23 protein-coding genes are annotated in these 25046 nt (G+C 55.5%); 11 read left to right on the top strand and 12 right to left on the bottom strand.

All coding sequences use genetic code 11. The annotated features are described in order from the left end of the window. A partial coding sequence (locus tag ETG88_RS22080; RefSeq protein ID WP_252152574.1) for a fimbria/pilus outer membrane usher protein occupies positions 1 to 1211 on the bottom strand: 1211 nt, incomplete at its 3' end. A gap of 53 nt (positions 1212 to 1264) precedes the next feature. Next, positions 1265 to 1807 (bottom strand): fimbrial protein, encoded by a 543-nt coding sequence (locus ETG88_RS22075; RefSeq protein ID WP_100780357.1) that lies wholly within the window; start codon positions 1805 to 1807, stop codon positions 1265 to 1267. A gap of 299 nt (positions 1808 to 2106) precedes the next feature. Here ETG88_RS22075 and ETG88_RS22070 point away from each other — a divergent pair, with 299 nt between their 5' ends. From ETG88_RS22070 to rstB, 4 genes are all read left to right on the top strand, one after another. Next, a complete protein-coding gene (locus ETG88_RS22070; protein WP_123428903.1) occupies positions 2107 to 2376 on the top strand; it encodes a hypothetical protein in 270 nt (89 codons plus the stop codon). Between the two features lie 91 nt (positions 2377 to 2467). Then, positions 2468 to 3388, top strand: coding sequence for a LysR family transcriptional regulator (locus ETG88_RS22065; RefSeq protein WP_129036422.1), 921 nt, complete (start codon positions 2468 to 2470; stop codon positions 3386 to 3388). 152 nt (positions 3389 to 3540) lie between these two features. Then, positions 3541 to 3801: a hypothetical protein gene (locus ETG88_RS22060; protein WP_129036421.1), complete on the top strand. Its 261-nt coding sequence runs from the start codon at positions 3541 to 3543 to the stop codon at positions 3799 to 3801. A gap of 179 nt (positions 3802 to 3980) precedes the next feature. Beyond that, complete coding sequence (rstB, locus tag ETG88_RS22055) at positions 3981 to 5279, top strand: two-component system sensor histidine kinase RstB (protein ID WP_129036420.1); 1299 nt, start codon at positions 3981 to 3983, stop codon at positions 5277 to 5279. Positions 5280 to 5284: 5 nt separating this feature from the next. Here the strand turns inward: rstB and nikR are convergent, their stop codons facing one another. The 6 genes from nikR to nikA are packed head-to-tail and all read right to left on the bottom strand — an operon-like array spanning position 5285 to position 10580. Continuing rightward, positions 5285 to 5686 (bottom strand): nickel-responsive transcriptional regulator NikR, encoded by a 402-nt coding sequence (nikR, locus tag ETG88_RS22050; RefSeq protein ID WP_100780361.1) that lies wholly within the window; start codon positions 5684 to 5686, stop codon positions 5285 to 5287. An 11-nt stretch (positions 5687 to 5697) separates the two neighbouring features. After that, positions 5698 to 6474, bottom strand: a complete 777-nt coding sequence (nikE, locus tag ETG88_RS22045) for a nickel import ATP-binding protein NikE (protein ID WP_129036419.1) — start codon at positions 6472 to 6474, stop codon at positions 5698 to 5700. Then, positions 6471 to 7235, bottom strand: a complete 765-nt coding sequence (gene nikD / locus ETG88_RS22040; protein ID WP_129036418.1) for a nickel import ATP-binding protein NikD — start codon at positions 7233 to 7235, stop codon at positions 6471 to 6473. The genes nikE and nikD overlap by 4 nt, the downstream gene beginning before the upstream one ends. Next, positions 7235 to 8068: a nickel ABC transporter permease subunit NikC gene (nikC, locus tag ETG88_RS22035; protein WP_100780364.1), complete on the bottom strand. Its 834-nt coding sequence runs from the start codon at positions 8066 to 8068 to the stop codon at positions 7235 to 7237. Before nikC ends, nikD begins: the two co-directional genes overlap by 1 nt. Further along, complete coding sequence (gene nikB, locus ETG88_RS22030) at positions 8065 to 9009, bottom strand: nickel ABC transporter permease subunit NikB (RefSeq protein WP_129036417.1); 945 nt, start codon at positions 9007 to 9009, stop codon at positions 8065 to 8067. The genes nikC and nikB overlap by 4 nt, the downstream gene beginning before the upstream one ends. Beyond that, positions 9009 to 10580, bottom strand: a complete 1572-nt coding sequence (gene nikA, locus ETG88_RS22025) for a nickel ABC transporter substrate-binding protein (RefSeq protein ID WP_129036416.1) — start codon at positions 10578 to 10580, stop codon at positions 9009 to 9011. The genes nikB and nikA overlap by 1 nt, the downstream gene beginning before the upstream one ends. 239 nt (positions 10581 to 10819) lie before the next feature. Between nikA and tus the strand changes: the two genes are divergently transcribed. After that, the gene (gene tus / locus ETG88_RS22020) at positions 10820 to 11749 is read left to right on the top strand and encodes a DNA replication terminus site-binding protein (protein ID WP_100780367.1); all 930 of its coding nucleotides are present in this window, start codon (positions 10820 to 10822) and stop codon (positions 11747 to 11749) included. Here tus and fumC read toward each other — a convergent pair whose 3' ends face one another. Beyond that, entirely contained in the window at positions 11750 to 13144 is a 1395-nt protein-coding gene (gene fumC / locus ETG88_RS22015) for a class II fumarate hydratase (RefSeq protein ID WP_129036415.1), read from the bottom strand. Between the two features lie 146 nt (positions 13145 to 13290). After that, the gene (gene fumA / locus ETG88_RS22010; protein WP_100780369.1) at positions 13291 to 14937 is read right to left on the bottom strand and encodes a class I fumarate hydratase FumA; all 1647 of its coding nucleotides are present in this window, start codon (positions 14935 to 14937) and stop codon (positions 13291 to 13293) included. A 200-nt stretch (positions 14938 to 15137) separates the two neighbouring features. On the opposite strand from fumA, the gene manA reads away from it, so the two are divergent. Next, the gene (gene manA, locus ETG88_RS22005) at positions 15138 to 16313 is read left to right on the top strand and encodes a mannose-6-phosphate isomerase (RefSeq protein WP_129036414.1); all 1176 of its coding nucleotides are present in this window, start codon (positions 15138 to 15140) and stop codon (positions 16311 to 16313) included. An 85-nt stretch (positions 16314 to 16398) separates the two neighbouring features. Then, positions 16399 to 17925: a YdgA family protein gene (locus ETG88_RS22000; protein ID WP_102103581.1), complete on the top strand. Its 1527-nt coding sequence runs from the start codon at positions 16399 to 16401 to the stop codon at positions 17923 to 17925. Positions 17926 to 17999: 74 nt separating this feature from the next. Here ETG88_RS22000 and ETG88_RS21995 read toward each other — a convergent pair whose 3' ends face one another. Continuing rightward, positions 18000 to 18515, bottom strand: a complete 516-nt coding sequence (locus ETG88_RS21995; protein WP_129036413.1) for a phospholipase D family nuclease — start codon at positions 18513 to 18515, stop codon at positions 18000 to 18002. A 192-nt stretch (positions 18516 to 18707) separates the two neighbouring features. Between ETG88_RS21995 and ETG88_RS21990 the strand changes: the two genes are divergently transcribed. Next, a complete protein-coding gene (locus ETG88_RS21990; RefSeq protein WP_129036412.1) occupies positions 18708 to 19895 on the top strand; it encodes a serine hydrolase domain-containing protein in 1188 nt (395 codons plus the stop codon). A gap of 9 nt (positions 19896 to 19904) precedes the next feature. On the opposite strand, the gene ETG88_RS21985 is transcribed toward ETG88_RS21990, so the two are convergent. Next, entirely contained in the window at positions 19905 to 20933 is a 1029-nt protein-coding gene (locus tag ETG88_RS21985; RefSeq protein ID WP_100780374.1) for a Mal regulon transcriptional regulator MalI, read from the bottom strand. 178 nt (positions 20934 to 21111) lie between these two features. Here ETG88_RS21985 and malX point away from each other — a divergent pair, with 178 nt between their 5' ends. The 3 genes from malX to add all read left to right on the top strand — a co-directional run bounded on the left by malX (position 21112) and on the right by add (position 25022). Beyond that, positions 21112 to 22704 carry a maltose/glucose-specific PTS transporter subunit IIBC gene (gene malX, locus ETG88_RS21980; RefSeq protein WP_100780375.1) on the top strand — a complete coding sequence of 531 codons (1593 nt, stop codon included), beginning with the start codon at positions 21112 to 21114 and terminating at the stop codon, positions 22702 to 22704. Between the two features lie 50 nt (positions 22705 to 22754). Next, positions 22755 to 23927, top strand: coding sequence for a MalY/PatB family protein (locus ETG88_RS21975; RefSeq protein WP_129036411.1), 1173 nt, complete (start codon positions 22755 to 22757; stop codon positions 23925 to 23927). Between the two features lie 96 nt (positions 23928 to 24023). Next, entirely contained in the window at positions 24024 to 25022 is a 999-nt protein-coding gene (gene add, locus ETG88_RS21970) for an adenosine deaminase (protein ID WP_102103577.1), read from the top strand. The last annotated feature ends 24 nt before the right edge of the window (positions 25023 to 25046 follow it).

The following is a 25046-nucleotide window of genomic DNA, read 5'->3' as shown; positions in this document are numbered from 1 at the left end:
GCCATGGACTGGTACCCTTTCCCCGCCACAATCAAATCGCTCAGCGTGAACCGGTCCCAGCCGTACTGCAGGCTGCCCTGCGCCACGAGGGGCTGACAGGAAAGCCCGTCATCGCGGTAGCGCCCCGCGCTCAGGCTGTAGCGCCAGGTGCCGGGGCGCAGCATGTTCGGCAGCGCGGTGTACGGCACCGTGAACTGCTGCCTGCTGCCGTCGCTCTCCTCCACCGTGACGTCCAGGTCCGCACCAATCTGACCGTTATTCAAATCTTTAATCGCGAAGCTGCCGGGGGCGACGGTTTCACTGTAGATAATGTTGCCGCGCTGGCGGATAACGATGCGGGCGTTACTGCGCGCCACGCCGCGGATCACCGGCGAGTAGCTAAAGGTGTCCGACGGCAGCATCTGGGCGTTGGTCTCCAGCGTCACACCGCGCAGGGGTAAAATCCCCAGCACGTCGCTGGAGGTGCTGGCATACACGTCCCCGGCGGTAAAACGGGAAACCAGCGCCGCAATATCCCGCTCGGCATAGGCGCGGTCGTGGTTCTGCTCCCAGCCCAGGTCAGATTTGTTAAACGTATCAAAGCTGTAGAAGCGCCAGCTCCCGAGATTCACGCCGGAGTTCAGGCTCAGGTAGGCATTGTCGCTGCTGCCCGAACCGGCATCGTCACCGTGGTTGTCGGTGTGATACACGTAGCCGGAATAGCCCAGACGCAGGGCATTGACCCCGTTATCCCACAGCGACGGGTCGATCATCTCGGTCTGCCCGGCCACGCTGGTCGCCGCCTGCGGGGCGCTGATAACCAGCTGCTGCATCGACTCGTCGTAAGTGATCCGGGCGTCCGGCCATTTTTTGAGGAAGTCGTAGCAGGTCTCATTCCCCGCTTTCGCCAGTTCGTCGAGATGCGTATCCAGCCCCGTCTGATGCAGCAGCGCCTGGGTCAGACAGGGCGTGGCACTCTCACCGGCTTTTGTGGCAATAAATTCGACTTTGGTTTTAAACAGAATATGGCCGTTGAGCACGATATCGGCGGTTTTGACCCCCGCGTCCACCTGGTCCGGGTGATAAAATTGTTCAGGTATTTCCTGGGAATCTTTGCGCAGGAAGTCAGCGTCAAAGGCGCTGTCACTGGCTGCTGCCTGAGAATAAGACGAAACTAAAGCAGACGCTAAAATGAAAACTTCCACTAATAAAGGATAATGATGACTTTTCAAAAGAGGCCTGCTTTTTTTATGACACGTAATCAGCCAGTAATTAAAATTAAAAATTAATTATACGTAATATCGACAAAGGCTTTGGCTTTGACATTCCCGGCAGTGACGGCCGGCGTCGCCGTATTGGCTTTATAGGCCACTTTGAATTTAAGTTCGGTATTGCCCGCGCTTAACGCCTGAGATTTAGAGGGAATACCGCCGTTAATATCAACCAGCGTGGCACCATCATTTTCTAAAATAGCGATACCCACGCCGGTCGCTGGCGCGTTGCTATCGGTATTTAACAGAATAGCGTTATCGACGGTATCGGGCGTGCCGCTGAAAGATACGCGGGCATTTGTCATGGTGGTAATATCACAATCCTGCAGATCGATGGTGAAATCCTGCATGCCCGCGTAACCGGCTGCAACGTCAAAAGAAGCCGGTGTGACATTCGCCAGTTCAATCAAGGATGACGTGGCGGCCACACCGTTAAACCCCTTCAGAGAACAGGTTGAAGCGGTGACTTTACCCGTAAATGTGATGTCGCCATCTGCAGCAAACAACGCAACAGGGCTAAGGCCCAGAAGAATAAAGGTGAGTACTTTAAGTTTCATAAAGTTAAATCCTACAAAATGAGTAAATGTTTGTCATAAGGCCAATTCAGTGGCTTTAGGGTGACGACGGGACAATTATAAGAAAATAACTTTATTTCTAAATGCGACATTTTTTATTTCGGAGTTAATAAAACATTAATAATTCACCCTGAATATCTTAAGCGATCTTTCCTGTTAACTAAGAAAAAGCAAGAACAACATTCGAAATAATTCATTAATAAATCAGCCATTGCTTTGACGCTAATACCTTTTACGATGATGATTACCTTATATAAAACAATTTTGGAGCATAACTTGCTATGGTGATCGCTTTACTTGACAACCGGGAGGAATATGAGCAGTGGTATATGCAAATTATTTGTTCCGAGGAAAATACCGAATATCCCAGTCTTCTCAATGCGCATGAAATTGAAACAGCACTGGGAGAAAACCTGCCTTTATCCTTTCCTTGCCTGGCATACCGACAGAAAAATGAGCTTAACTGTCTGGATGAAGAAATCGTGTACATCTATGAAGAAGAGTTTTCCAAATGGATAGATCGAATGGGAAAAGTCAAACGCCCTTCGTGACGCATAAGATGGCGTTACCTTCAACAAATGCTACTATGATTATTAACAAGGAATATCATTGAGCAGGTAATAAGGACTGGAAGTCAGCAAAATGAAACAGGAACGCATGGAGTCTCTTAAAATAAGGAAGTTTGATTTTAACCTGTTGGTGGTTTTAGATGCAGTGTATACCACGGGTAGTGTGAAAAATGCGGCAACGCTGCTACATACCTCTTCTCCCAGCATTAGTCAGTCGCTACAAAAACTGAAGGATTATTTTGGTGACCCACTCTTTCTTCGCGACGGACAGAAATTACGTGCCACCACCATCGCTACGAAATTACATCTAAAAGTTAAAGACAGTCTGGAATCGTTGATCAGTAATGTTGAACATTTTGCAGACGATGAATACCATAACCAATTGGTTATTCAATGCCCAATTTATTTATCCATTAAAATTATTCCGATGATCAGCGCGTTTTTCGAGAAAGAAAAAATCACCTGCGAAATTATCCATCGGGTAAGCGACAACATGGTTGATAGTTTTAGCGATTCGTTATCGTTGCGCCAGGTTGACATGGTGTTTGGTGTCAATAAAAACCTGGGACTCTCAACGCAATCCTTCCTGATTGGTGAGGAAGACTTAGTCTTTATTTGCCGGAAAAACCATCCCAGACTGAAGACGACCTTTAGCGAAAAAGATGTGGAAAATGAAATGTTTTGCTATGTCCATACCGATGAACTGCCTGCCGTAATGACGCGTCAGCGTGTTGAAAACAATCTGCGGTCCGACCGCAACTTTACGCTCAGAAGCCCGTCTTTTATCTCTATTCTCAGCTACATCGAATCATCAAATTCTGTCGCTATTGTCCCCCGCTGGCTGATGCAACGCTTCAAAGATGCCTTTAATATTAAAACGCTGGACACAAAAATTCCGCTGCCGGTTATAGAAATCGCCATGATTTATAATAAAACGAATCTTAATAAAAAAATGAACAGGCGTTTGTTCGCTTACCTGAATGAACGATTCTGAATAAAAATTCAAGACTGAATTCTAAAGTTAAAAGCGTAATTAGCAGATACCCTCGTAGCAGCTAACCAGGTTATACACAATGTCATTTACGCTCAGCCACCGAGAGTTATGAGCGCCTTTGATACTTTTACGACTCACAACGGAACGAGCAGATGAAACATCTTCCCAATGAAAATGCATTCAGAACGTGGTTCACAACTGAATATTTAGGCATTGATGGCAAATACCCTTCCATTTTCTCGCCTGAAGAGATTGAAATGGCCGTGCAGGATAAAATGCCTCAAGGATTTCCCTGTGTGGTTATTCTCATTCCTGATGGAGGTGTTTATCGATATGGTCAGGAGGAGATTCGTTATTTATATCGCCAGGATATTATCAAATTCGGTCACTATTTTGGTCTCGAATTCAAATAACACACCACGAGAAAAGAGCGCCGTGAATCTTTAAGCCCGATGCGTTTGCATGTTGTCAGCCGGGGCAAACCCTGCTTTCATAGCCACTTACCTGGGGCATTGATGAACACAACGCAGACGCCCTAGTGCCCCAAAGGTAAAATCAGTTCGCTAACTCATTGTGTTAATGGTGTGATTTCATGAAAAAGCTGTTTGTGCAGTTTTATCTTTTGCTGTTTGTCTGTTTTCTGGTGATGACCATGCTGGTCGGGCTGGTTTACAAATTCACCGCCGAGCGCGCGGGCAGGCAGTCGCTTGATGACCTGATGAAAAGCTCGCTCTATCTGATGCGCAGCGAATTACGTGAAATCCCCCCGCACGACTGGGCGCGAACGCTGAAAGAGCTGGATCTGAATCTGTCGTTTAATATGCGCATCGAGCCGCTCAAGAACTACAATTTAGACCCCCAGACCACGCAGCGCCTGCGCGATGGCGATATCGTGGCATTAGACGATCAGTACACCTTTATTCAGCGTATTCCGCGCAGCCATTACGTGCTGGCGGTTGGCCCGGTTCCTTATCTCTATTTTTTACATCAGATGCGCCTGCTGGATATCGCGCTGCTGGCGTTCATCGCCATCTCACTGGCCTTTCCGGTGTTAATCTGGATGCGGCCCCACTGGCAGGATATGTTGCGTCTGGAAGCGGCGGCCCAGCGTTTTGGCGACGGTCACTTTACCGAGCGCATCCACTTTGACAGCACCTCCAGCTTCGAGCGCCTGGGTGTGGCGTTTAACCAGATGGCCGATAACATCAATGCGCTGATCGCCAGTAAAAAAGCGCTGATTGACGGTATCGCCCACGAACTGCGCACGCCGCTGGTACGTCTGCGTTATCGCCTGGAGATGAGCGAAAACCTGACGGAAGCGGAATCCCTGGCGCTCAATCGCGATATTGGCCAGCTGGAAGCGTTGATCGAAGAGCTGCTCACCTATGCCCGTCTGGATCGCCCGCAGAATGAACTCAAGCTCAGCTCACCCGATCTGTCGGCGTGGATACGCAGCCATATTGACGATGTGCAGAGTGTGAATCCGCAGCGCACATTGCTGCTTGATAACAGCCCCGGTGATTACGGCGCGCTGGATATGCGTCTGATGGAGCGCGTGCTGGATAACCTGGTGAATAACGCCCTGCGCTACAGCGAAAGCAAGCTTCGCATCAGCCTGCATCTGAACGGCAGCGAAGCCAGTTTAGCGGTGGAAGACGATGGCCCGGGTATCGCCGCCGCCGAGCGTGAACGGGTGTTTGAACCCTTTGTGCGTCTGGACCCCAGCCGCGACCGCGCCACCGGCGGCTGCGGGCTGGGGCTGGCGATTGTCCACTCTATCGCTCAGGCGATGGGCGGGCGCGTCAGCTGCGACGAAAGCGATCTCGGCGGTGCAAAATTCTGCTTTAGCTGGCCGATCTATCATCACATCACCCTGCCTGTCACGGCCTGATGGCGTTACTTCTCATCAGGTAACGCCTGTAAATGCCCATGCCGCACGCCGCGCTGGGCAATCACATCATCGGCGAAATGCTGAATGTCTCCCATATCGCCTTTTAACACCGCGATCTCCAGACAATCTTCGTGGCTGACATGGACATGCAGCGTAGCGACCGAAAGATCGTGGTGATGGTGCTGCGTCGAGACCAGACGCCGCGCCAGATCGCGTTTCTCGTGCTCATACACGTAAGAAAGTACCGCGAATCCCTGCCTGCCGTGCTCCTGGGTGGTTTCCTGCGCCAGCGTGCCACGCAAAATATCACGGATGGCCTCTGAGCGGTTGTTGTAACTACGGCGCTGACTAAGACTGTCCAGCATCTCCAGCAAATCATCATCAAGCGTAATTGTGACACGTTGCATCTGATGTAACCTCAAAGTCTGGCGCGACGGCGCACGGGAAATGCGGGAAGGACCGCGTTTTGTAGTGTTTGTCCGGCAGCGGACGCAAAGGTTAATTGCTCACCGACGGTTTGCGTCTCCACGATGTTCCCCGCGTCCATCACCATGACCCGGTCGCAAAAGCGCTCGACCAGGCGTAAATCGTGCGTGATAAACAGGCAGGCGGTACCGAACTGCTGCTGGAGTTTTTTGAGCAGGCGAATCACGTTCGCCTGCAGCACCAGATCGAGATTCGACACGGCTTCATCAAGGATCAACAGCCTTGGTTCAACGGCCAGCGCCCGCGCCAGGCACACGCGCTGAAGCTGGCCGCCACTTAGCTGCGGCGGGCGCTGAGTGAGTAGCGTGTCATCCAGCTCAACCGCCCGCAGCAGATCACGAGCGCGGGCCATCTGCTCTGTTTTAGACAGGGACAAAAGATGGCGCATCGGTTCACGCAGAATTTCACTCACCGTTTTACGCGGATTCACCGCGCTGATGGCATCCTGAAACACCATCTGAATTTCACGGCGAAACGCTTTTTTCCGGGATCGGTTGAGCTGCGAAAGCGGCGCCCCCTGCCAGAACACGTCGCCCTGGCTCGGGGATTCCAGCCCTACCAGCAGGCGCGCAAGCGTACTTTTCCCGCAGCCGCTGCGGCCCAGTAGCGCCACGGTTTCACCGGTTTTCAGACTCATGGCGACGTTGTTCAGCACCCACTCTGAGCGGGCGTATTGATGTGAAAGCGCAGAAACAGAAAGCAGTGTCATTGGGTCAACTCCATGCCATACAGGGCCAGATGCGCCGACACCAGCCCGCGCGTCACCGGATGCTGTGGCGCGTGAAACAGCGTCTCAACGTCGCCCTGCTCAACGATGACGCCGTTGTCCATCACCGCCACGTCATCCGCGAGGCGCGCCACGACGCCCATATCGTGCGTCACCAGCAGCATACCGGGCGCGCGGGTGTGCATGATGTCATCCAGTAGATCCAGAATGCGCGACTGGGCCACGGCATCGAGATCGGTGGTCGGCTCGTCGGCGATGATAAACGGCGCATCGCACAGCACGGCCATGGCGATCATCATCCGTTGCAACATGCCGCCGCTCATCTCGAAGGGATACAACTTCAGCACGCGTTCCGCCTCGTCCAGCCCGACTGCGTTTAATGCGGCGATAAGCGCGGTGTCATCGGAATTTTTACCCAGCGCCTGACAGGTCTCCCTGGCGTGGGTAGCCATGGTATGCAGCGGATTAAAGGCGCTGCGCGGGTTTTGCATAATGGTCGCGATCTTAATCCCCCGCAGGGAGGCTGGTGCCACCGTCTCGCCGTCGGCCAGAATCCGCCCTGCCGTCTGACGCACACCGGCAGGCAATACGCCGAGCGCGGCAGCACAGGTCAGGGATTTCCCGCTGCCGCTCCCCCCCACCAGCGCCAGCACCCGCCCGCGTTTGAGCGTCAGCGAGACGCCGTTGACTAACGTGCGATCCGCCTCGAGCACGATATTCTGCAAATCAATCTGCTTTGGCATCAGTGGGCATGCTCCGTGACCAGATGAGGATCGAGGTGATCGCGCAGGGCGTCACCCACCAGATTAAACGCCATCACGCTGATAAACAGCGCCAGCCCCGGCCAGAACATCTGTAACGGCTGCGTCCAGATATACTGACGTGCATCGTTGATCATCACGCCCCACTCGGGCGTCGGGGCCGTCACGCCCAGTCCGAGAAATGACATCCCCGCGACGTGCAGCATCATATGACCGATATCAAGCGTCGCCAGCACCAGCAGTGACGGCAGCGCCGCCCCCGTCAGATGGTCGACAAAAATACGCACATGCCCGGCCCCCGACAGGCGCGACGCGAGGACAAACTCCCGCTGACGCAGCGCGATCACCAGGCTGCGCACCATCCGCGCGTACCAGGCCCAGTGGGAAAGCGCGATGGCGATGATGACGTTAGTCAGCCCCGTCCCCAGCACACCCACGAGGAAGAACGACAAAATCGAGGTTGGAAAGGTCATGAACATATCTGCGATGCGCATGGTGAACTGATCCACGCGCCCGCCAAGCAGCCCGGCCGCCCCGCCGATGGTCATTCCCAGAATCAGCACCAGCAGCAGACAGGCCATCACCGACCCCAGAGAGACGCGCGTTGCCGCCAGCAGACGCGAAAAGATATCGCGCCCCAGATGGTCGGTGCCGAGCCAGTGCTGGCTGTCGGGTGACAGAAGCCGCGACGGCAGATCAATCGCCTGCGGATCGTACGGCAGCCACCACTGGCTGGTGAGGGCAATCGCCGCCAGCAATGCAATCATCATCATCGCCAGCCGGACAGGCCAGCGTGCAGAACGGTAAAAATTCACGCGTGCGCTCCTTCATGACGACGAATGCGCGGGTCAAGCGCCGCATTCAGCACATCCACTGCCAGATTGCAGAGGACAAAAACCACCACCATGATCAGCGTAAAACACTGAATGACCGGATAGTCGCGGTTAAAAATCGCCGAGACGGCGTAACGCCCTACGCCCGGCCAGGCGAAGATGTTCTCGATGATCATCGTCCCGCCGATCAGCTCGCCGATGTGCATTCCCACCGCCGTGATCATCGGCAGCGAGGCGTTGCGCAAAATATGGCGGCGCTCGGTCTGTCTATGGCTCAGGCCGCGCAGACGCGCCCAGGTGACGTGCCGCTGCCCGGCAACATCCAGCATGCTGGCGCGCAGCAGCCGGGCGTTAATCGCCAGCGACATAAAGGCAATCGACACGGCGGGCAGAATCAGATGCTGCCAGTCGCCGTACCCCATCGCCGGGAGCCATTTGAGATAAACCGAAAAGAACATCACCAGCAAAAACGCCAGCCAAAAATTGGGCATAGAGACGCCCAGGAAAGAGATCACCCGGACGATGAAATCCGGCAGCCGATCGCGATGGCGCGCGGCCCAAATACCCAGTGGCACGGAGGTGAGCAGGATCAGCACCAGCGCCGCACCGGCCAGCAGCAGCGTTGCGGGCAGAAAGTGCATCACGTCGTCCAGCACCGGGCGCTGGGTGGCGAAAGAGATGCCAAAATCCATGTGCATCGCCCGCCACAGCCAGGTGCCGTACTGCACGATTAACGGCTGATCCAGGCCGAGCATCACGCGGGTAGAGGCCACCATCTCCGGCGTGGGCGGCAGATTAGAGAGACGCAGATAATCCAGCGCCGGATCGCCGGTGCCGAGTCTCAGCATCAGAAAGATAATCACCGAGGCGGCGAACACCATCGGGATCAGCAGCAGTATGCGCCGCAGTATATAGCGCCACATCAGGGTTTCACCGGCTGGATAAGTTCAAACGGAATGTCGGAGGCGATGGGCGCAAACGGGATCACCCCAAGTTCAGGCTTCGCCACCCCCATCATCGACACATAGCTAATCGGCAGATAGACCGCGTCGTTGTGCAGTCGGGTCAAAATATCGCGGTATAACGCCTGACGCTGGGATTCATCGCGGGTGGAAAGCACTTCACCAATCTCTTTATCAATGACGGGCTTATCCGCGAGCCCCAGTTGCGCCTGATAATCGGCGTGGGACGGCACGCGCATCGAGCTCATAAAGGCATGTGGATCGTAAGGTGCGCCCCAGGTGCGGTTGAAAATCATGCCGAATCGACCGTCGCGCTGGCGGGCGTAGATACTGCTCTCCTCTTCCCCCACCAGCGCCACATCGACTCCCACCTGACGCATATCGGCCTGAATGATTTCCGCCATCGATTTGCTCAGGGCGTCGGTGCCGATATAGGCGAGTTCTACCCGCAACGGCTGACCATTTTTCTCGCGGATGGCTTTTCCGCTCACGGCCTTCCAGCCCGCCTGTTCCAGCAGCGTTGTGGCCTGCTTTGGATCGTACTCGCGCGGCTTGAGACCGATGTTTGCATAAGGCACTGTCGGTGCGAACAGCGTGTCCGCCACTTTTTGCGTGCCGTACAGGGCGTTATCGATCAGGGATTTTTTGTTCACCGCATAGTTCAGCGCTTCGCGCACCGCCAGATCGTCCGTCGGCGCTTTGGAGGAGTTCAGCGCCAGCATGACCGTTTCAACGGGCTGGGAAAGCTGGGTGCGGTAGTGTGGGCTTTGGCTGAAGCGGGCGAAGGTATCTAGAGGCAGCAGCCCTTCGTTACCATACAGCAGGTCAATATCACCTGTTTCAAACGCCACGGCGCGGGTCGTCGGGTCCGGGATCACCTTCACGGTGATCTGTCGGATGGCGGGCTTTTTACCCCAGTAGCGATCGTTGCGCACCAGCACGTCAACCTGATTAAGCCTGGACTCTTTCAACACCCACGGCCCGGTTCCGATTGGCGCGTTAATGCCGTTCATCGTTTCGTTATTTTTAAACTGCGACGGGGCGATAAAGCGGAACGGACGCGGCAGCGCGAGTTCCTGTAAGAACGGGTAATAGGCGCTTTTCAGGGTGATTTGCAACTCAGAGTCGCTCAGGGCTTTAACATCCGTGATCTGCCGGGCCAGCTCCAGCCAGGCGTGGCGCTGGCGGTTATCGAGCACAGAGCGGAAGTTCTCGGCGGCGGCCTGCGCGTTAAAAGGTTCGCCGTTGGAAAACGTGACACCGTCACGAAGCGTAAATACCCAGGTTTTGCCATCCGCCGTGTGGGTCCAGCTTTTCGCAAGCCAGGGTATGACCGAACCATCGGCCTGATACTTCACCAGCGGTTCGTAGACCATGCTCTGGGCGAACATTTGATTGGGTGTATAAAGATGGGGATTGAGCGGTCCTACATTGACGGGCCACGCGGTTGTCAGTTCGTCGGGGGCGGCTGCCTGTGCGAAGAACGACGCGCACGCTAGCAGCGCGCAGACAATACGGCCAGGTCTGGACAAGGATTGCCTCTTACCATTTAGGGGTAGATAAAACGTGTGACGATTTTAGGTTTTCATCATACTTTTTACCTGTTCTGGATCAACCGAGGGGCCGCAAGAGACGGGAAGTATACAAATTTCGTATATTTAACCCCCAACTAATAAGCATCTATTGTCTCTGCCAGACCCATTCCGCACCGTAGCCTGACCCGGCGCACTGTGCTATATAATAAGTATGTTGTAACTACTGCGAGCATTTTATGGCGACCTACGATCTTCTCGAGCGGCTGAACTCCACCTTTCACCAGATAGAACACGAACTGATGAGCCTGAGCGAACGGCTGAAAACCTGTCGGCTGCTGGCCGCGCGGGTTTTCACCCTGCCGGACGTGGTGAAAGGCGCAGAGCACGATCCGCTGGATGTGATTGAGGTGAAACAGCACATCGGCAAGGAGGCGCTGGATCTGACGCTGGCGCACTATCGCCATCTGTTTATTCAGCAGCAGTCAGAAAACCGCAGCAGTAAAGCCGCCGTGCGTCTGCCGGGGGTGATTTGTCTCCAGTGCGACACGCCCCTGCGCGAACAGCTTGAAAGCCAGATTGCGCACATTAATACCCTCAAAGCCGCGTTTGAGAAGATCGTAACCGAAGAGTCGGGTCTCGCCCCTGCCGCGCGCTTTGAGTGGGTGCATCGCCAGTTGCCGGGCCTGATTACCCTCAACGCCTACCGCACGCTGACGCTGCTGCGTCATCCGGCGACCCTGCGCTTTGGCTGGGCGAACAAACATATCATCAAAAATTTCACCCGCAATGAGGTGCTATCGCTGCTGGAGAAGAGCCTGAAATCGCCGCGCACCATGGCGCCCTGGTCGCGCGAACAGTGGATTGAGCGGTTAGAGCAGGAGTACGAGAATATTGCCGCGCTGCCTGCCGATGCGCGCCTTAAAATCAAACGTCCGGTGAAGGTGCAGCCGATTGCGCGCGTGTGGTATGCGGGAGAACAAAAGCAGGTGCAGTACGCCTGCCCGACGCCGCTGATTGCCCTGTACGACGCAGACCAGGGGGCGATGGTGCCAGACATTGGCGAACTGCTGAATTATGATGCGGACAATATTCAGCATCGTTATAAACCTCAGGCGCAGCCGCTGCGCTTGATCATTCCACGGCTGCACCTGTATGTGGCGGAGTGATTACTTCAGGCTGCCTACCATCTCTTCCGGGCGCACCCAGGTGTCGAACTCGGCCTCCGTCAGATAGCCCAGCGCCAGCGCTGAGGCTTTCAGCGTCAGCCCCTCTTTGTGCGCTTTTTTAGCGATTTCAGCCGCTTTGTCGTAGCCGATATGCGTGTTGAGCGCGGTGACCAGCATTAGCGACTCATTCAGTAGCTGGTTGATACGGTCGCGGTTCGGCTCGACGCCGGTCGCGCAGTGCTCGTTGAAACTCTCCATGCCGTCCGCCAGCAGGCGCACTGATTGCAGGAAGTTATGGATCACCATCGGGCGATAGACGTTAAGCTCAAAGTTGCCTGACGCCCCGCCGAGATTCACCGCGACGTCATTGCCGATCACCTGACAGCAGAGCATGGTCATGGCTTCGCACTGAGTCGGGTTCACTTTGCCCGGCATGATGGAGCTGCCCGGCTCGTTTTCCGGAATACTGATTTCACCGATCCCACAGCGCGGCCCGGAGGCCAGCCAGCGTACGTCGTTGGCGATTTTCATCAGCGAGGCCGCCAGCCCTTTCAGCGCACCGTGGGCGTGGACCAGCGCATCACAGGTACCGAGCGCTTCGAATTTATTCGGTGCGGTCACAAACGGCTGCCCGGTGATCGCGGCCAGCTCTTTCGCCACGCGTACGGCATATTCCGGATGGGTGTTCAGCCCCGTCCCCACCGCCGTACCGCCCAGCGCCAGCTCCGAGAGGTGCGGCAGGCTGTGGTCGATATGCTTGAGGTTGTGTTCCAGCATCGCCACCCAGCCGGAGATCTCCTGCCCGAGGGTCAGCGGCGTGGCGTCCTGCAGATGGGTACGACCAATTTTGACGATGTCAGCGAACGCCTGCGATTTTGCCGTCAGGGTCTGGGTCAGCACTTTCAGCTGCGGAATGAGATGCTCGCGCAGGCCGATGATCGCCGCCACGTGCATCGCGGTCGGGAATACATCGTTTGAACTTTGGCTTTTATTGACGTCATCGTTCGGGTGTACTTTGCGCTCCATCCCGCGTACGCCGCCCAGCAGTTCGCTCGCGCGGTTCGCCAGCACCTCGTTCATGTTCATGTTGCTTTGGGTGCCGGAGCCGGTCTGCCAGATGGCAAGGGGGAATTCGTCCGGGTGTTTATCGGCCAGCACTTCGTCGGCGGCGCTGATGATAGCGGTGGCTTTTTCGGCGGACAGCAGGCCCAGATCCTGATTGACCTTCGCGGCTGCGCGTTTGGTGAGCGCCAGGGCGTGGATCAGAGAAACGGGCATTTTCTCCGTCGAGATGCGGAAATGTTCCAGCGAGCGCTGAGTTTGCGCGCCCCATAGCTTGTCAGCCGGGACGTCGATTGCGCCCATGGAATCTTTCTCGCGGCGTTGCGTTGTCATTACTTTCTCCTTGATAACAATGAAATGGGGGACATTGCTCACATGCTGGATTAAGTATTGTTTGCTTCAGGAAAACGGTATGGCGCTTTGTGCGCTCTTGTGGTGAGTCGTGCCGGGTGAAGCGAAAACGCCACCCGGCACAAAAACTACTTAACGCACGCTGAACACTGGGACGACTGGATCTGCTTGAAGAAGTCGTTGCCTTTGTCATCCACGAGGATAAACGCCGGGAAATCTTCCACTTCAATTTTCCAGATGGCTTCCATCCCCAGTTCCGGATATTCCACGCACTCCAGGCTCTTAATACTGCCTTGTGCCAGCACCGCTGCCGGGCCGCCAATGCTGCCGAGATAGAATCCGCCGTGTTTGTGGCAGGCATCCGTCACCTGCTGGCTGCGGTTGCCTTTGGCCAGCATGATCATGCTCCCGCCGTTGGCCTGCAGCTGATCCACATAGGAGTCCATGCGCCCTGCCGTTGTCGGGCCGAGTGAACCAGAGGCATAACCTTCCGGGGTTTTCGCCGGGCCTGCGTAGTAGATCGGGTGATCTTTCACGTACTGCGGCAGACCTTCGCCCTTATCGAGACGCTCCTGCAATTTCGCGTGAGCGATGTCGCGGCCAACGATAATGGTGCCGTTCAGCGACAGACGCGTGGAGACCGGGTATTGCGACAGCTGGGCCAGGATTTCGCTCATCGGACGGTTGAGATCGACATGCACCGCTTCACCTTCACCGGCCTGACGCAACTCCTGCGGAATGTATTTCCCCGGATTGTTTTCCAGTTTTTCGATCCAGATACCGTCGCGGTTGATCTTCGCTTTGATATTGCGATCCGCAGAGCAGGAGACGCCCATCCCGACCGGACAAGACGCACCATGGCGCGGCAGACGGATGACGCGGATATCGTGAGCAAAATATTTGCCGCCGAACTGAGCGCCTAAGCCTAAGTTCTGCGCTTCAGTCAGCAACTCCTGTTCGAGCTGAACGTCGCGGAACGCCTGACCGTGTTCGTTCCCTTCCGTTGGCAGGCCGTCATAGTATTTGGTCGATGCCAGTTTGACGGTTTTCAGGGTGCTTTCCGCCGACGTCCCGCCGATAACAAACGCGATGTGGTACGGCGGACAGGCTGCCGTGCCAAGCGTGCGCATCTTCTCGACCAGGTAATTTTTCAGCTTGCCCGGCGAAAGCAGCGCTTTGGTTTCCTGGTACAGATAGGTTTTGTTCGCGGAGCCGCCGCCTTTGGCGATGCACAGGAATTTGTACTCGTCGCCATCGACACTGTAGAGGTCGATCTGCGCCGGCAGGTTAGTGCCGGTGTTCACCTCTTTATACATATCCAGCGCCGCGTTTTGCGAATAACGCAGGTTATCTTCGATGTAGGTGTTATAGACACCGTGCGCCAGCGCCGCTTCGTCACCGCCGCCAGTCCAGACGCGCTGGCCTTTTTTGCCGGTGATGATCGCCGTGCCCGTGTCCTGACAGGTCGGCAGAATGCCTTTCGCAGCAATATCGGAGTTACGCAGGAACTGCAGCGCGACGTATTTGTCGTTTTCGCTGGCCTGCGGATCGCTCAGGATATCGGCAACCTGCTGCTGATGCGCGGGGCGCAGCATAAAGGAGGCATCGTGGAAGGCGTGCTGCGCCAGTAAGGTCAGCGCCTGCGGGTCAACTTTGAGGATCTCCTGCCCTTCGAATTCAGAGACGGAGACGTGATCGGATGTTAACAGATAGTATTCGGTCTGATCCTTTGCCAGCGGGAAAGGATCTTGATAATGAAAGGGTTTGTTCGACATTGTTCTCTCACTTACTGCTTCGGTCTGGTTATTTAAGAGCAGATGTTCCGCTGCCCTGCTTAAAAGCGAGTTTGCTTATCCTACACAATTTTTTAACAAAAACTGAGACTAGTACGACTTTTTACATGCGCAGGTTACTTCCGGGCGGTTTATTGCTTTAATACGCGAAGATAATTCCACATTTGAAACAGGGCTTGATAATGCAAAAACTCATCAACTCAGTGCAGAACTATGCCTGGGGAAGTCAAACTGCGTTAACGGTTCTCTACGGTATCGCCAATCCTGACAACCTGCCGATGGCAGAGCTGTGGATGGGCGCGCATCCGAAGAGCAGCTCAAAAATTGAAGATGCCAGCGGCCAGGTACGCTCTCTGCGCGAGGTGATCGACGCGGACAAAGCGACGCTCCTGGGCGATGCCGTGGCGCAGCGTTTCGGCGAACTGCCGTTCCTGTTCAAGGTGCTTTGCGCCGCCCAGCCGCTCTCCATTCAGGTGCATCCGAACAAGAAAGCGTCTGAAATAGGTTTTGAGAAAGAGAATAAAGCCGGTATTCCACTGGATGCCGCCGAACGTAACTACAAAGATCCGAACCATAAGCCAGAGCTGGTGTTCGCGTTAACGCCGTTCCTGGCGATGAACGCCTTCCGCGAGTTCTCGGAGATTGTTTCGCTGCTGCAGCCGGTCGCGGGCGCGCATCATGCTATTGCTCATTTCCTCGAAAACCCGGACGCCGCAGGCTTAAGCCAGCTGTTTGCCAGCCTGCTGAATATGCAGGATGACGAGAAATCCCACGCGCTGGCGGTGCTGAAAGCCGCTCTCAATAACCAGCAGGGTGAACCCTGGCATACCATTCGCCTGATTTCTGAGTTCTACCCGAACGACAGCGGCCTCTTCTCTCCGCTGCTGCTGAACGTGGTGAAACTGAATCCAGGCGAAGCGATGTTCCTGTTTGCGGAAACCCCGCATGCCTATCTGCAGGGCGTGGCGTTGGAAGTGATGGCGAACTCCGATAACGTACTTCGCGCCGGACTGACGCCAAAATATATCGATATCCCGGAACTGGTGGCGAACGTCAAATTCGTCGCCAAACCTGCCGCTGAGCTGCTGACTCAGCCGGTGAAAAACGGCGCAGAGCTGGACTTCCCGATTCCTGTCGACGACTTCGCTTTTGCGCTGCACGACCTGAGCGCGACGGAAACCGCGGTCTCACAGCAGAGTGCGGCAATCCTGTTCTGTGTTGAAGGCGAAGCGGTGCTGAGCAAAGGCGAACAGCGCCTGGTGCTCAAACCTGGTGAGTCGGCGTTTGTCGCGGCGAATGAGTCCCCGATCGCTATCAGCGGAAATGGCCGCCTGGCAAGGGTCTTCAATAAGCTATAAGTTTATCGACTCTCTTGCTAAGCTAGTGGAAGACTTAATCACCAGGCGGTTTTTACCGCCTGGTTTCATTTTATGGACAATCATGATGAAAAAATCGGTTATAGCGGTTGGTGTTGTTGTCGCATTAGGGGTGGTCTGGACGGGCGCCTCCTGGTTTACGGGCAAACAGCTGGAGAGTCGTCTGGCAGAGATGGTGGCGCAGGCTAACAGCGAAATCAAACGCACGGCGCCGGAAGCCGGGCTGGAATTAAGCTATCAGAACTATCAGCGCGGCGTCTTCAAAAGCCATATGCAACTGGTGGTTAAACCCGTTGCGGGCACCGAAAATGGCTGGCTGAAAGACGGTCACAGCGTGGTGCTGGACGAAGTTGTCGATCACGGTCCGTTCCCGCTGGCACAGCTTAAGCATTTCAATCTGATTCCGTCCATGGCGTCGGTAAAAACCACGCTGGTCAACAACGAAGCGTCTAAACCGCTGTTTGAACTGGCGAAAAATGAGTCGCCGTTTGTGGTGGATACACGCATCAGCTACGCCGGCGATACAAGCTCCGATATCGCCCTGAAAGCGCTGAATTATGAAAAAGGCGACGAGAAAGTGGCCTTCAGCGGCGGCGATTTCAAACTCGACGCGGATCGCGACGGTAACGTGTTTACCCTGAGCGGCTCGGCAGAAAGTGGCCTGGTCAACGCGGTTAACGAATACAATCAGAAGGTTCAGCTGACCTTCAATAATCTTAAAGCCGACGGCAACAGCCGTATGACCACCTTTGGCGAGCGCATGGGCGACCAGCAAATCAGCCTGGGTAAAATGGCGATTGCCGTGGAAGGCAAAGAGATGGCCGTTCTGGAAGGGATGGAATTGGTCGGTAAATCCGATCTCTCCAAAGACGGTAAGAGCGTCAACAGCCAGCTGGATTACAGCCTGAATAGCCTTAAAGTGCAGAGCCAGGATCTGGGTTCCAGCAAACTGACCCTGAAACTCGGCAATATCGACGGCCAGGCGTGGCATCAGTTCAGTCAGCAGTATCGTGCGCAAAGCCAGGCGCTGCTGGCCGATAAAGAGCTGATGACCAAAAATCCTGAGCTGTATCAGCAAAAAGCGATGGATGCCCTGTTAAGCAACCTGCCGCTGCTGCTGAAAGGCGAACCGGTTATCACGATCGCCCCACTGAGCTGGAAAAACAGCAAAGGCGAAACCAACTTCAACCTGTCCCTGTTCCTGAAAGATCCGGCCACCGCGACCGGTGAAGCGCAGACGCTGGCGCAGGAAGTGGATCGCAGCGTGAAATCCATCGACAGCAAACTGACGATCCCGATGGATATGGCGACCGAGTTTATGACCCAGATTGCGAAGCTCGAAGGTTATAACGACGCCGATGCGGCTAAGCTCGCCAGCCAGCAGGTGAAAGGCATGGCGGCTATGGGCCAGATGTTCCGCATCACCACGCTTGAAGACAACGTGATTAGCACCAGCCTGCAGTATGCGAATGGTCAGGTGACGTTAAACGGTCAGAAAATGCCGCTGGAAGACTTTGTCGGTATGTTTGGTATGCCAACGCTTGGGATGCCGGAACCGGCTGAACCTGCGGCTCCAGCAGTACCGCAGCAGTAATGCAGGCATTGCCCGGCTCATTGTTCGCCGGGCATTAGCCTTACCCGCCGGGTGCGCTGTGCCACCCGGCAGTTCTACGCAGAGAAATCCACCCCTTGCTGCCAGCGGTTTTCCCAGTGCGCAAGATACTCCGCCACCAGATCCGGCGCGTTGTGAATCACTATCACGTTTTCCGAATTCTTAAACTCCGCCGTTTTGGCAAAATTAAATGACCCGGTTTCGACCGTACTCCCGTCTACAATAATCACTTTATCGTGTTGAATACGGTAGTGATTATCCGTTCTGAGCTTAACGCCGTTGTGTGCCACATAGCGCATCGCCTGCAGGCTTTTGCCGCTAACGTTGCCGTTCTGATCTATCACGATTTGCACATCGACGCCGCGCTTCTGCGCCGCCACCAGCGCGGCCATGATATCCGGGGCGCTAAACGAAAAGGCCATCATGCGGATCGATTTTGTCGCGTTATTGATGGTTTTGAGCACCAGCTCCTGGGCGCCCCCTTCCGGTGAAAAACCGACTTCTATATTGCTGGCGGCAAAGGAGATGGCGGGAACAAAGGCTAAAGCGAGCAGGGTTTTACAGAGTTGCATGGCGGTAATCGTTTTACAGAACTTAACAGGAGCGCAGAATATGCCTCGCAAGGCGGGCAAGGCTCTTGATCTGGATCACCGCCTCCTGATGCCCTCTGCCTAAAAGCGTGAAAAACAGGCGCCTGCCGGGCCGCATTTTTGTATACTGCGCGCTCTATTTTTCCTGGACGGCGGCACAGTCAGCTTTTAAGAATGAACATTAAAACACCATTACTGCTTTTGTCCCTGTTGGTGTTAGCTGGCTGTGGAAACAGTACGTTATCGCAAATGGATATGCCGGAACAAAAGAGTACCCGTATTGTGGTCGGATACTACGGTCGCGGGATCGACCCGATGATCCAGCAGTACATGCAAGAAAAAGAGGTGACCGGGATGATTGTCGCCATTATTCAGCATAACGGCCCCACCGAATTTCACAGCTACGGCGTAACCGACGCAAAAAACCAGTACCCCGTCACCCCGGATACCCTCTTTGCACTCGGCTCACTGAGCAAAGGTGTCACCGCCGAAGTCACGACCCTGCTGGTCAATGAGGGCAAACTCCGCTGGACGGATACGCTCGCGACCTTACTTCCTGACGGCACACCCTTAAGTGCTGACGCGCAACACATCACCCTGTTGCAGTTGGTCACTCACACCTCTGGCTTACCGCGCCAGCCGATGGATCTGTTGACTCTCGAAAATCTTGTGCGCTATTTCAATACCGGCGAGAACTTCTATTCAGAACTCGACAGCAATAACGTACTCAATTACCTGCGCGATTTCTCTGCGCCTGACTCCCACGAACCGCAGTATTCAAACATCGGCTATGCCCTCCTCGGCTATATTCTGCAACGAAAGACGGGGGAATCGATCGAAGCCCTGGCCCAGCGGCTGATTTTTCAGCCACTCGACATGCAAAACTCCAGCTATACGCCGGAAATACTGGCGTCATACCCGAGGCGTGCGCTCGGCCACGCAGGAGATCAACCTAAATTGATACGCCGTGGCGAACTGACGCCGGACTGGCATTTTCAGCACAACATGACCGCAGCGGCAAGCCTCTACAGTAGCGCCCGCGATCTGGCGGCCTACGCCCGGGCGCACGTCAGCGCGACGCAGGATCAGGCGATCAACCAGGCTTTCCAGGATGTCACCCGAACATACTATTATCGGCACAAAGAGGCCGCCAATATCGCGTGGGTAAGTGACGAGACGGACGGCCAGAAAATGACCTATCAGGTGGGGTATATTGGCGGGTATTCCAGTTACATTGGCTTTGATAAACAGAATCAAAATGCGGTGATTGTGCTGCAAAATAGTTTCAACTGGAGTAATTACATCGGCCAGACGATTTTGACTCATCTGGCGAAAAAACCGCAAAACCGTGCGGCACGATGATTCACATTGTTATTTCGTCGTTACCAGTCGCGCCGACACGATCTGATGCCCGGCCTGGACGTCTGATTTCTCAATTCGCTGCATCATGCGGTCTGCCAGGGTGTAACCCATCTCCCGCGCGGGCGTTGTCGCCCAGACAATAGGCAGATCGTCCAGCGCGTTTTCCCCGACATCCGCAAAAGCACCCAGCGCCACCTGTTGGTCGAAGAAGGTCTCTACGCCCCCCTCGCCGCTCTGACGTCCGGCGCGGAGCAGGCCGAACCAGGCCCCCATGGCGATAATATCGTTGTAACAGATCACCGCGCTGATGGTGGGATTACTGCGCAGCAGCGCGCCCATCGCTTCGGCGGCTTTTTTCTGGCTCGATTCGCACTCAACCACCCATTCGCTGTGGAACGGCAGACCGTATTTGATCAGCGTCGAACAGTAACCGCCCACACGTTCGGCGCGCGTAAGGGACGAACTTTTGCCGCCCAGCCAGGCGATGCGCTGATGACCGCGACGAATCAGATGCTCGGTCAACATTTGTGCGGCCTGCATGTTATCGGGACGCAGGGTATCGGCTTCATCGAGATAGCTGGCGCGTGAGGCAAATACCAATGGAACGCCCTTCTGTGCCGCGCGCTCGCACAGCTCGCTCCCCACGCCAGACGCCCCCGCGATAATCACGCCGTCCACGCCCTGCGTCAGCAGCATATCCAGACGGGAGAGCAGTTGATCCGCTTCGCGCCCGCCGTGGAGTAAAAAGACCATCCGCCCCTGCGCTTCCAGCGCTTCTGTTAGCCCGGCGGTGAGTTCTGCATAAAACGGCGACGTCAGATCGCGCACGATCAAGCCAATCACGCCGCTCTGCCCGCCGCGCAGAGACGCTGCCTGGCGATTACGCACAAACCCCAGTTGTTCAACCGCCTCGTTCACACGCTGGCCCGTCGCGGGAGAAATGCGCCCTTTTCCGCTTAAGACCAGCGAAACGGTGCTGACAGATACCCCGGCCGCCAGCGCAACATCATTGATGGTGATCTTCTTCGCAACAGACATGTGAACGCGCAACTCCCTGATGTTCAGTCAGATAAAACGTTTTATCAATAGGTTCTATTTATACTGCTAATTAAAGCATGAGAATGTGATTCAGCGCGCACTAAAGTTTGGTAAAACGTTTTATCTTTTCGCCACAGTGAAACAGATAATACCCTTTTAACCATCAAGGAGTCGTTTTATGACGGCGAAAGCAGCACAAAAAATATCGCTGTGGGAGTTTTTCCAGCAACTGGGTAAAACCTTTATGTTGCCGGTGGCTCTGCTCTCTTTTTGCGGGATCATGCTCGGGATCGGCAGCTCACTCAGCAGCCATGATGTCATTACCCTGATCCCCTTCCTCGGCAACCCGGTGCTGCAGGCGATCTTCATCTGGATGAGTAAAGTCGGCTCCTTTGCCTTTAGCTTCCTGCCCGTCATGTTCTGTATCGCAATCCCGCTGGGGCTGGCGCGCGAGAACAAAGGCGTGGCGGCGTTTGCCGGTTTTGTCGGCTACGCGGTGATGAACCTGGCGGTGAATTTCTGGCTGACCGCTAAAGGCATTCTGCCCACCACCGACGCGGCAGTGCTGAAAGCGAACAACATTCAGAGCGTGCTGGGTATTCAGTCGATCGACACCGGGATCCTCGGTGCGGTTATTGCCGGTGTGATTATCTGGATGCTGCACGAGCGCTTCCACAATATCCGTCTGCCGGACGCCCTGGCCTTCTTCGGCGGTACCCGCTTTGTGCCGATTGTCACCCTGGTGGTCATGGGTCTGTTTGGTCTGGTGATCCCATTGATCTGGCCGGTCTTCGCGATGGGGATTACGGCGATTGGCCGCATCATCAACAGCGCAGGCGATTTCGGCCCGATGATTTTCGGTACCGGTGAACGTCTGTTGCTGCCGTTCGGTTTACAGCACATTCTGGTCGCGCTGATTCGCTTTACCGAAGCGGGCGGCACGATGGACGTGTGCGGCCACGACGTGAGTGGCGCGCTGACTATCTTCCAGGCGCAGCTGAGCTGCCCGACCACCCACGGCTTCTCTGAAAGTGCGACCCGCTTCCTGTCTCAGGGTAAAATGCCGGCCTTCTTAGGCGGCCTGCCGGGTGCGGCGCTGGCGATGTACCACTGCGCGCGTCCTGAAAACCGTCATAAAATTAAAGGCCTGCTGATCTCCGGCGTCATCGCCTGCGTGGTAGGCGGAACGACTGAGCCAATCGAGTTCCTGTTCCTGTTCGTTGCACCGGTGCTGTATCTCATCCACGCCGTGCTGACCGGTCTGGGCTTCACCGTGATGGCGGTGTTGGGTGTGACCATCGGTAACACCGACGGCAACGTGATTGACTTCGTGGTGTTCGGCATCCTGCACGGTCTGTCGACCAAGTGGTATCTGGTGCCGGTTGTGGCGGCTATCTGGTTTGCGGTGTACTACGGAATCTTCCGCTTCGCCATCACCCGCTTTAATCTGAAAACACCGGGCCGCGATACCGATACCGCCAGCAGCGTGGAACAAGCCGTTGTGGGTACCGTCGGTAAATCCGGCTACAACACGCCAGCGATTCTGGCGGCACTGGGCGGCGCGGATAACATCACGTCTCTCGATAACTGCATCACCCGCCTGCGTCTGTCGGTGAACGATATGTCTAAAGTGGACACCAACGCCCTGAAGGCCAACCGGGCCATCGGCGTGGTACAGTTAAATCAGCATAATTTGCAGGTGGTGATTGGGCCGCAGGTCCAGTCGGTTAAAGATGAGCTATCGACGCTGATGCGTACGGTAGAAGCCTGACACCTCACCCCCTTCTGGCGAAGGGGGTTTTGACTTTAAGGACGAGCGCTATGTTTGATTTTTCAACCGTCGTCGATCGCCACGGGACCTGGTGTACCCAATGGGATTACGTTGCCGACCGCTTCGGTGCCGACGATCTGCTGCCCTTTACCATTTCCGATATGGATTTTGCCACCGCACCGTGCATCATCGACGCACTGAATCAGCGCATCAGTCACGGCGTGTTTGGCTACAGCCGCTGGAAAAACGACGAATTTCTCGCCGCCGTTGCGCACTGGTTCCAGCAGCGTTTTCACAGCCAGATTGATACGAACACCCTGGTGTACGGTCCGTCGGTCATTTATATGGTTTCCGAGCTGATCCGCGTGTGGTCGAAACCCGGCGACGGCATCGTGGTGCATACCCCCGCCTACGATGCGTTTTACAACGCCATCCAGGGCAACGATCGCAACGTCGTTCCGGTCGCAATGCAAAAAAACACAGCCGGCTGGGAGTGCGATATGGCCAGCCTGGAAGTCGCGCTGGCGAAACCGGAAAACACGATTTTATTGCTGTGCAGCCCGCAAAATCCGACCGGTAAAGTCTGGACGCGCGACGAGCTGAACACCATGGCCGAGCTGTGTGCGCGCTACGATGTGGCGGTGATCAGCGACGAAATCCACATGGATATGGTGTGGGGCGACCACCAGCATACGCCGTGGAACGAGGTGGCGCGCAGCAAATGGGCGCTGCTAACGTCAGGCTCCAAGAGCTTTAATATTCCGGCGCTTACCGGGGCGTACGGGCTGATCGGTGACGATGAAAGTCGCGCACGCTATCTTAACGCCCTGAAGGGCCGCGACGGGCTTTCATCTCCGTCCGTGCTGGCACTGACGGCACATATCGCCGCCTATCAACAGGGCGAGCCGTGGCTGGATGCCCTGCGCGCCTATCTGGAGGCAAATTTGCGCTATGTGGCTGAGCAACTCAACGCTGCATTCCCTGAGCTGAACTGGCAGCCGCCGGAAGCGACCTATCTGGCATGGATTGATTTGAGCGCGCTCGGTATCGACGACAAAGCGCTGCAGAACGTACTCATCGAGCAACAAAAAGTCGCGATCATGCCAGGTTATACGTACGGCGTGGAGGGTAAAGGGTATGTACGCCTGAATGCCGGATGTCCACGCAGTAAACTGGAACAGGGCGTTGAGCGGCTGATTGCGGGGATTCATTCTCTGCTCTGACAGGTTGCGCAATGGAATATTCCATTGCGCAAATAGCTTTTTACCCGCAAATGTTTTTATAATGTGGCGCACTTTAACCAGAAAATGAGTGCGACCATGATTGATACCCGCCTTCCCCTTACCGATATTCACCGTCACCTTGATGGCAACATTCGTGCCCAAACCATTCTCGATCTTGGCCGCCAGTTTAATTTGTCCCTGCCCGCTCAAACTATTGAGACACTCATTCCCCACGTCCAGGTGACGGCGAACGAGCCGGATCTGGTGAGCTTCCTCAGCAAGCTGGACTGGGGCGTGAAAGTGCTGGCGTCGTTGGATGCCTGTCGTCGCGTGGCGTTCGAGAATATCGAAGATGCGGCGCGCAATGGCCTGCATTATGTCGAACTGCGTTTTTCCCCAGGCTACATGGCGATGACCCACAATCTGCCCGTCGACGGCGTGGTGGAAGCGGTTATCGCAGGCGTGCGCGAAGGCTGTAAGGCGTTTAACGTTCAGGCGAATCTGATTGGCATTATGAGCCGTACCTTCGGTGAAGCGGCCTGTCTGCAGGAGCTGGAAGCGCTGCTGGCCCATCGCGATCAGATCACCGCCGTCGATCTGGCGGGTGATGAACTTGGCTTCCCCGGCAGCCTGTTCCTCTCTCATTTCAACCGCGCGCGCGACGCGGGCTGGCATGTTACCGTTCATGCGGGCGAAGCGGCCGGTCCGGAAAGCATCTGGCAGGCAATTCGTGAGCTGGGTGCCGAGCGTATCGGCCACGGTGTGAAAGCCGTTGAAGACCGGGCGTTGATGGATTTCCTGGTCGAGCAGCGCATCGGCATCGAATCCTGTCTGACGTCTAACATTCAGACCAGCACCGTAGCGTCACTGGCGCAGCATCCGCTGAAGACGTTCCTTGCGCACGGCGTGCTGGCAACGCTGAACACCGACGATCCGGCCGTTCAGGGTGTCGATATTATTCATGAGTATAATGTTGCCGCGCCGCAGGCGGGACTGAGCCGCGAAGAGATTCGACAGGCGCAGATCAACGGCCTGGAAATTGCGTTCTTGAGCGCAGCTGAAAAACAGGCTCTGCGCGATAAAGTCGCTGGCTAAGAAGTAAAAGGCCGGCAAATTTGC

Source organism: Lelliottia nimipressuralis, assembly GCF_004115925.1.
GTDB classification, from domain to species: Bacteria; Pseudomonadota; Gammaproteobacteria; order Enterobacterales; family Enterobacteriaceae; genus Enterobacter; species Enterobacter nimipressuralis.
Note: the sequence above shows the minus strand (reverse complement) of the source record. Positions and strands in the feature narration are given on the sequence as shown.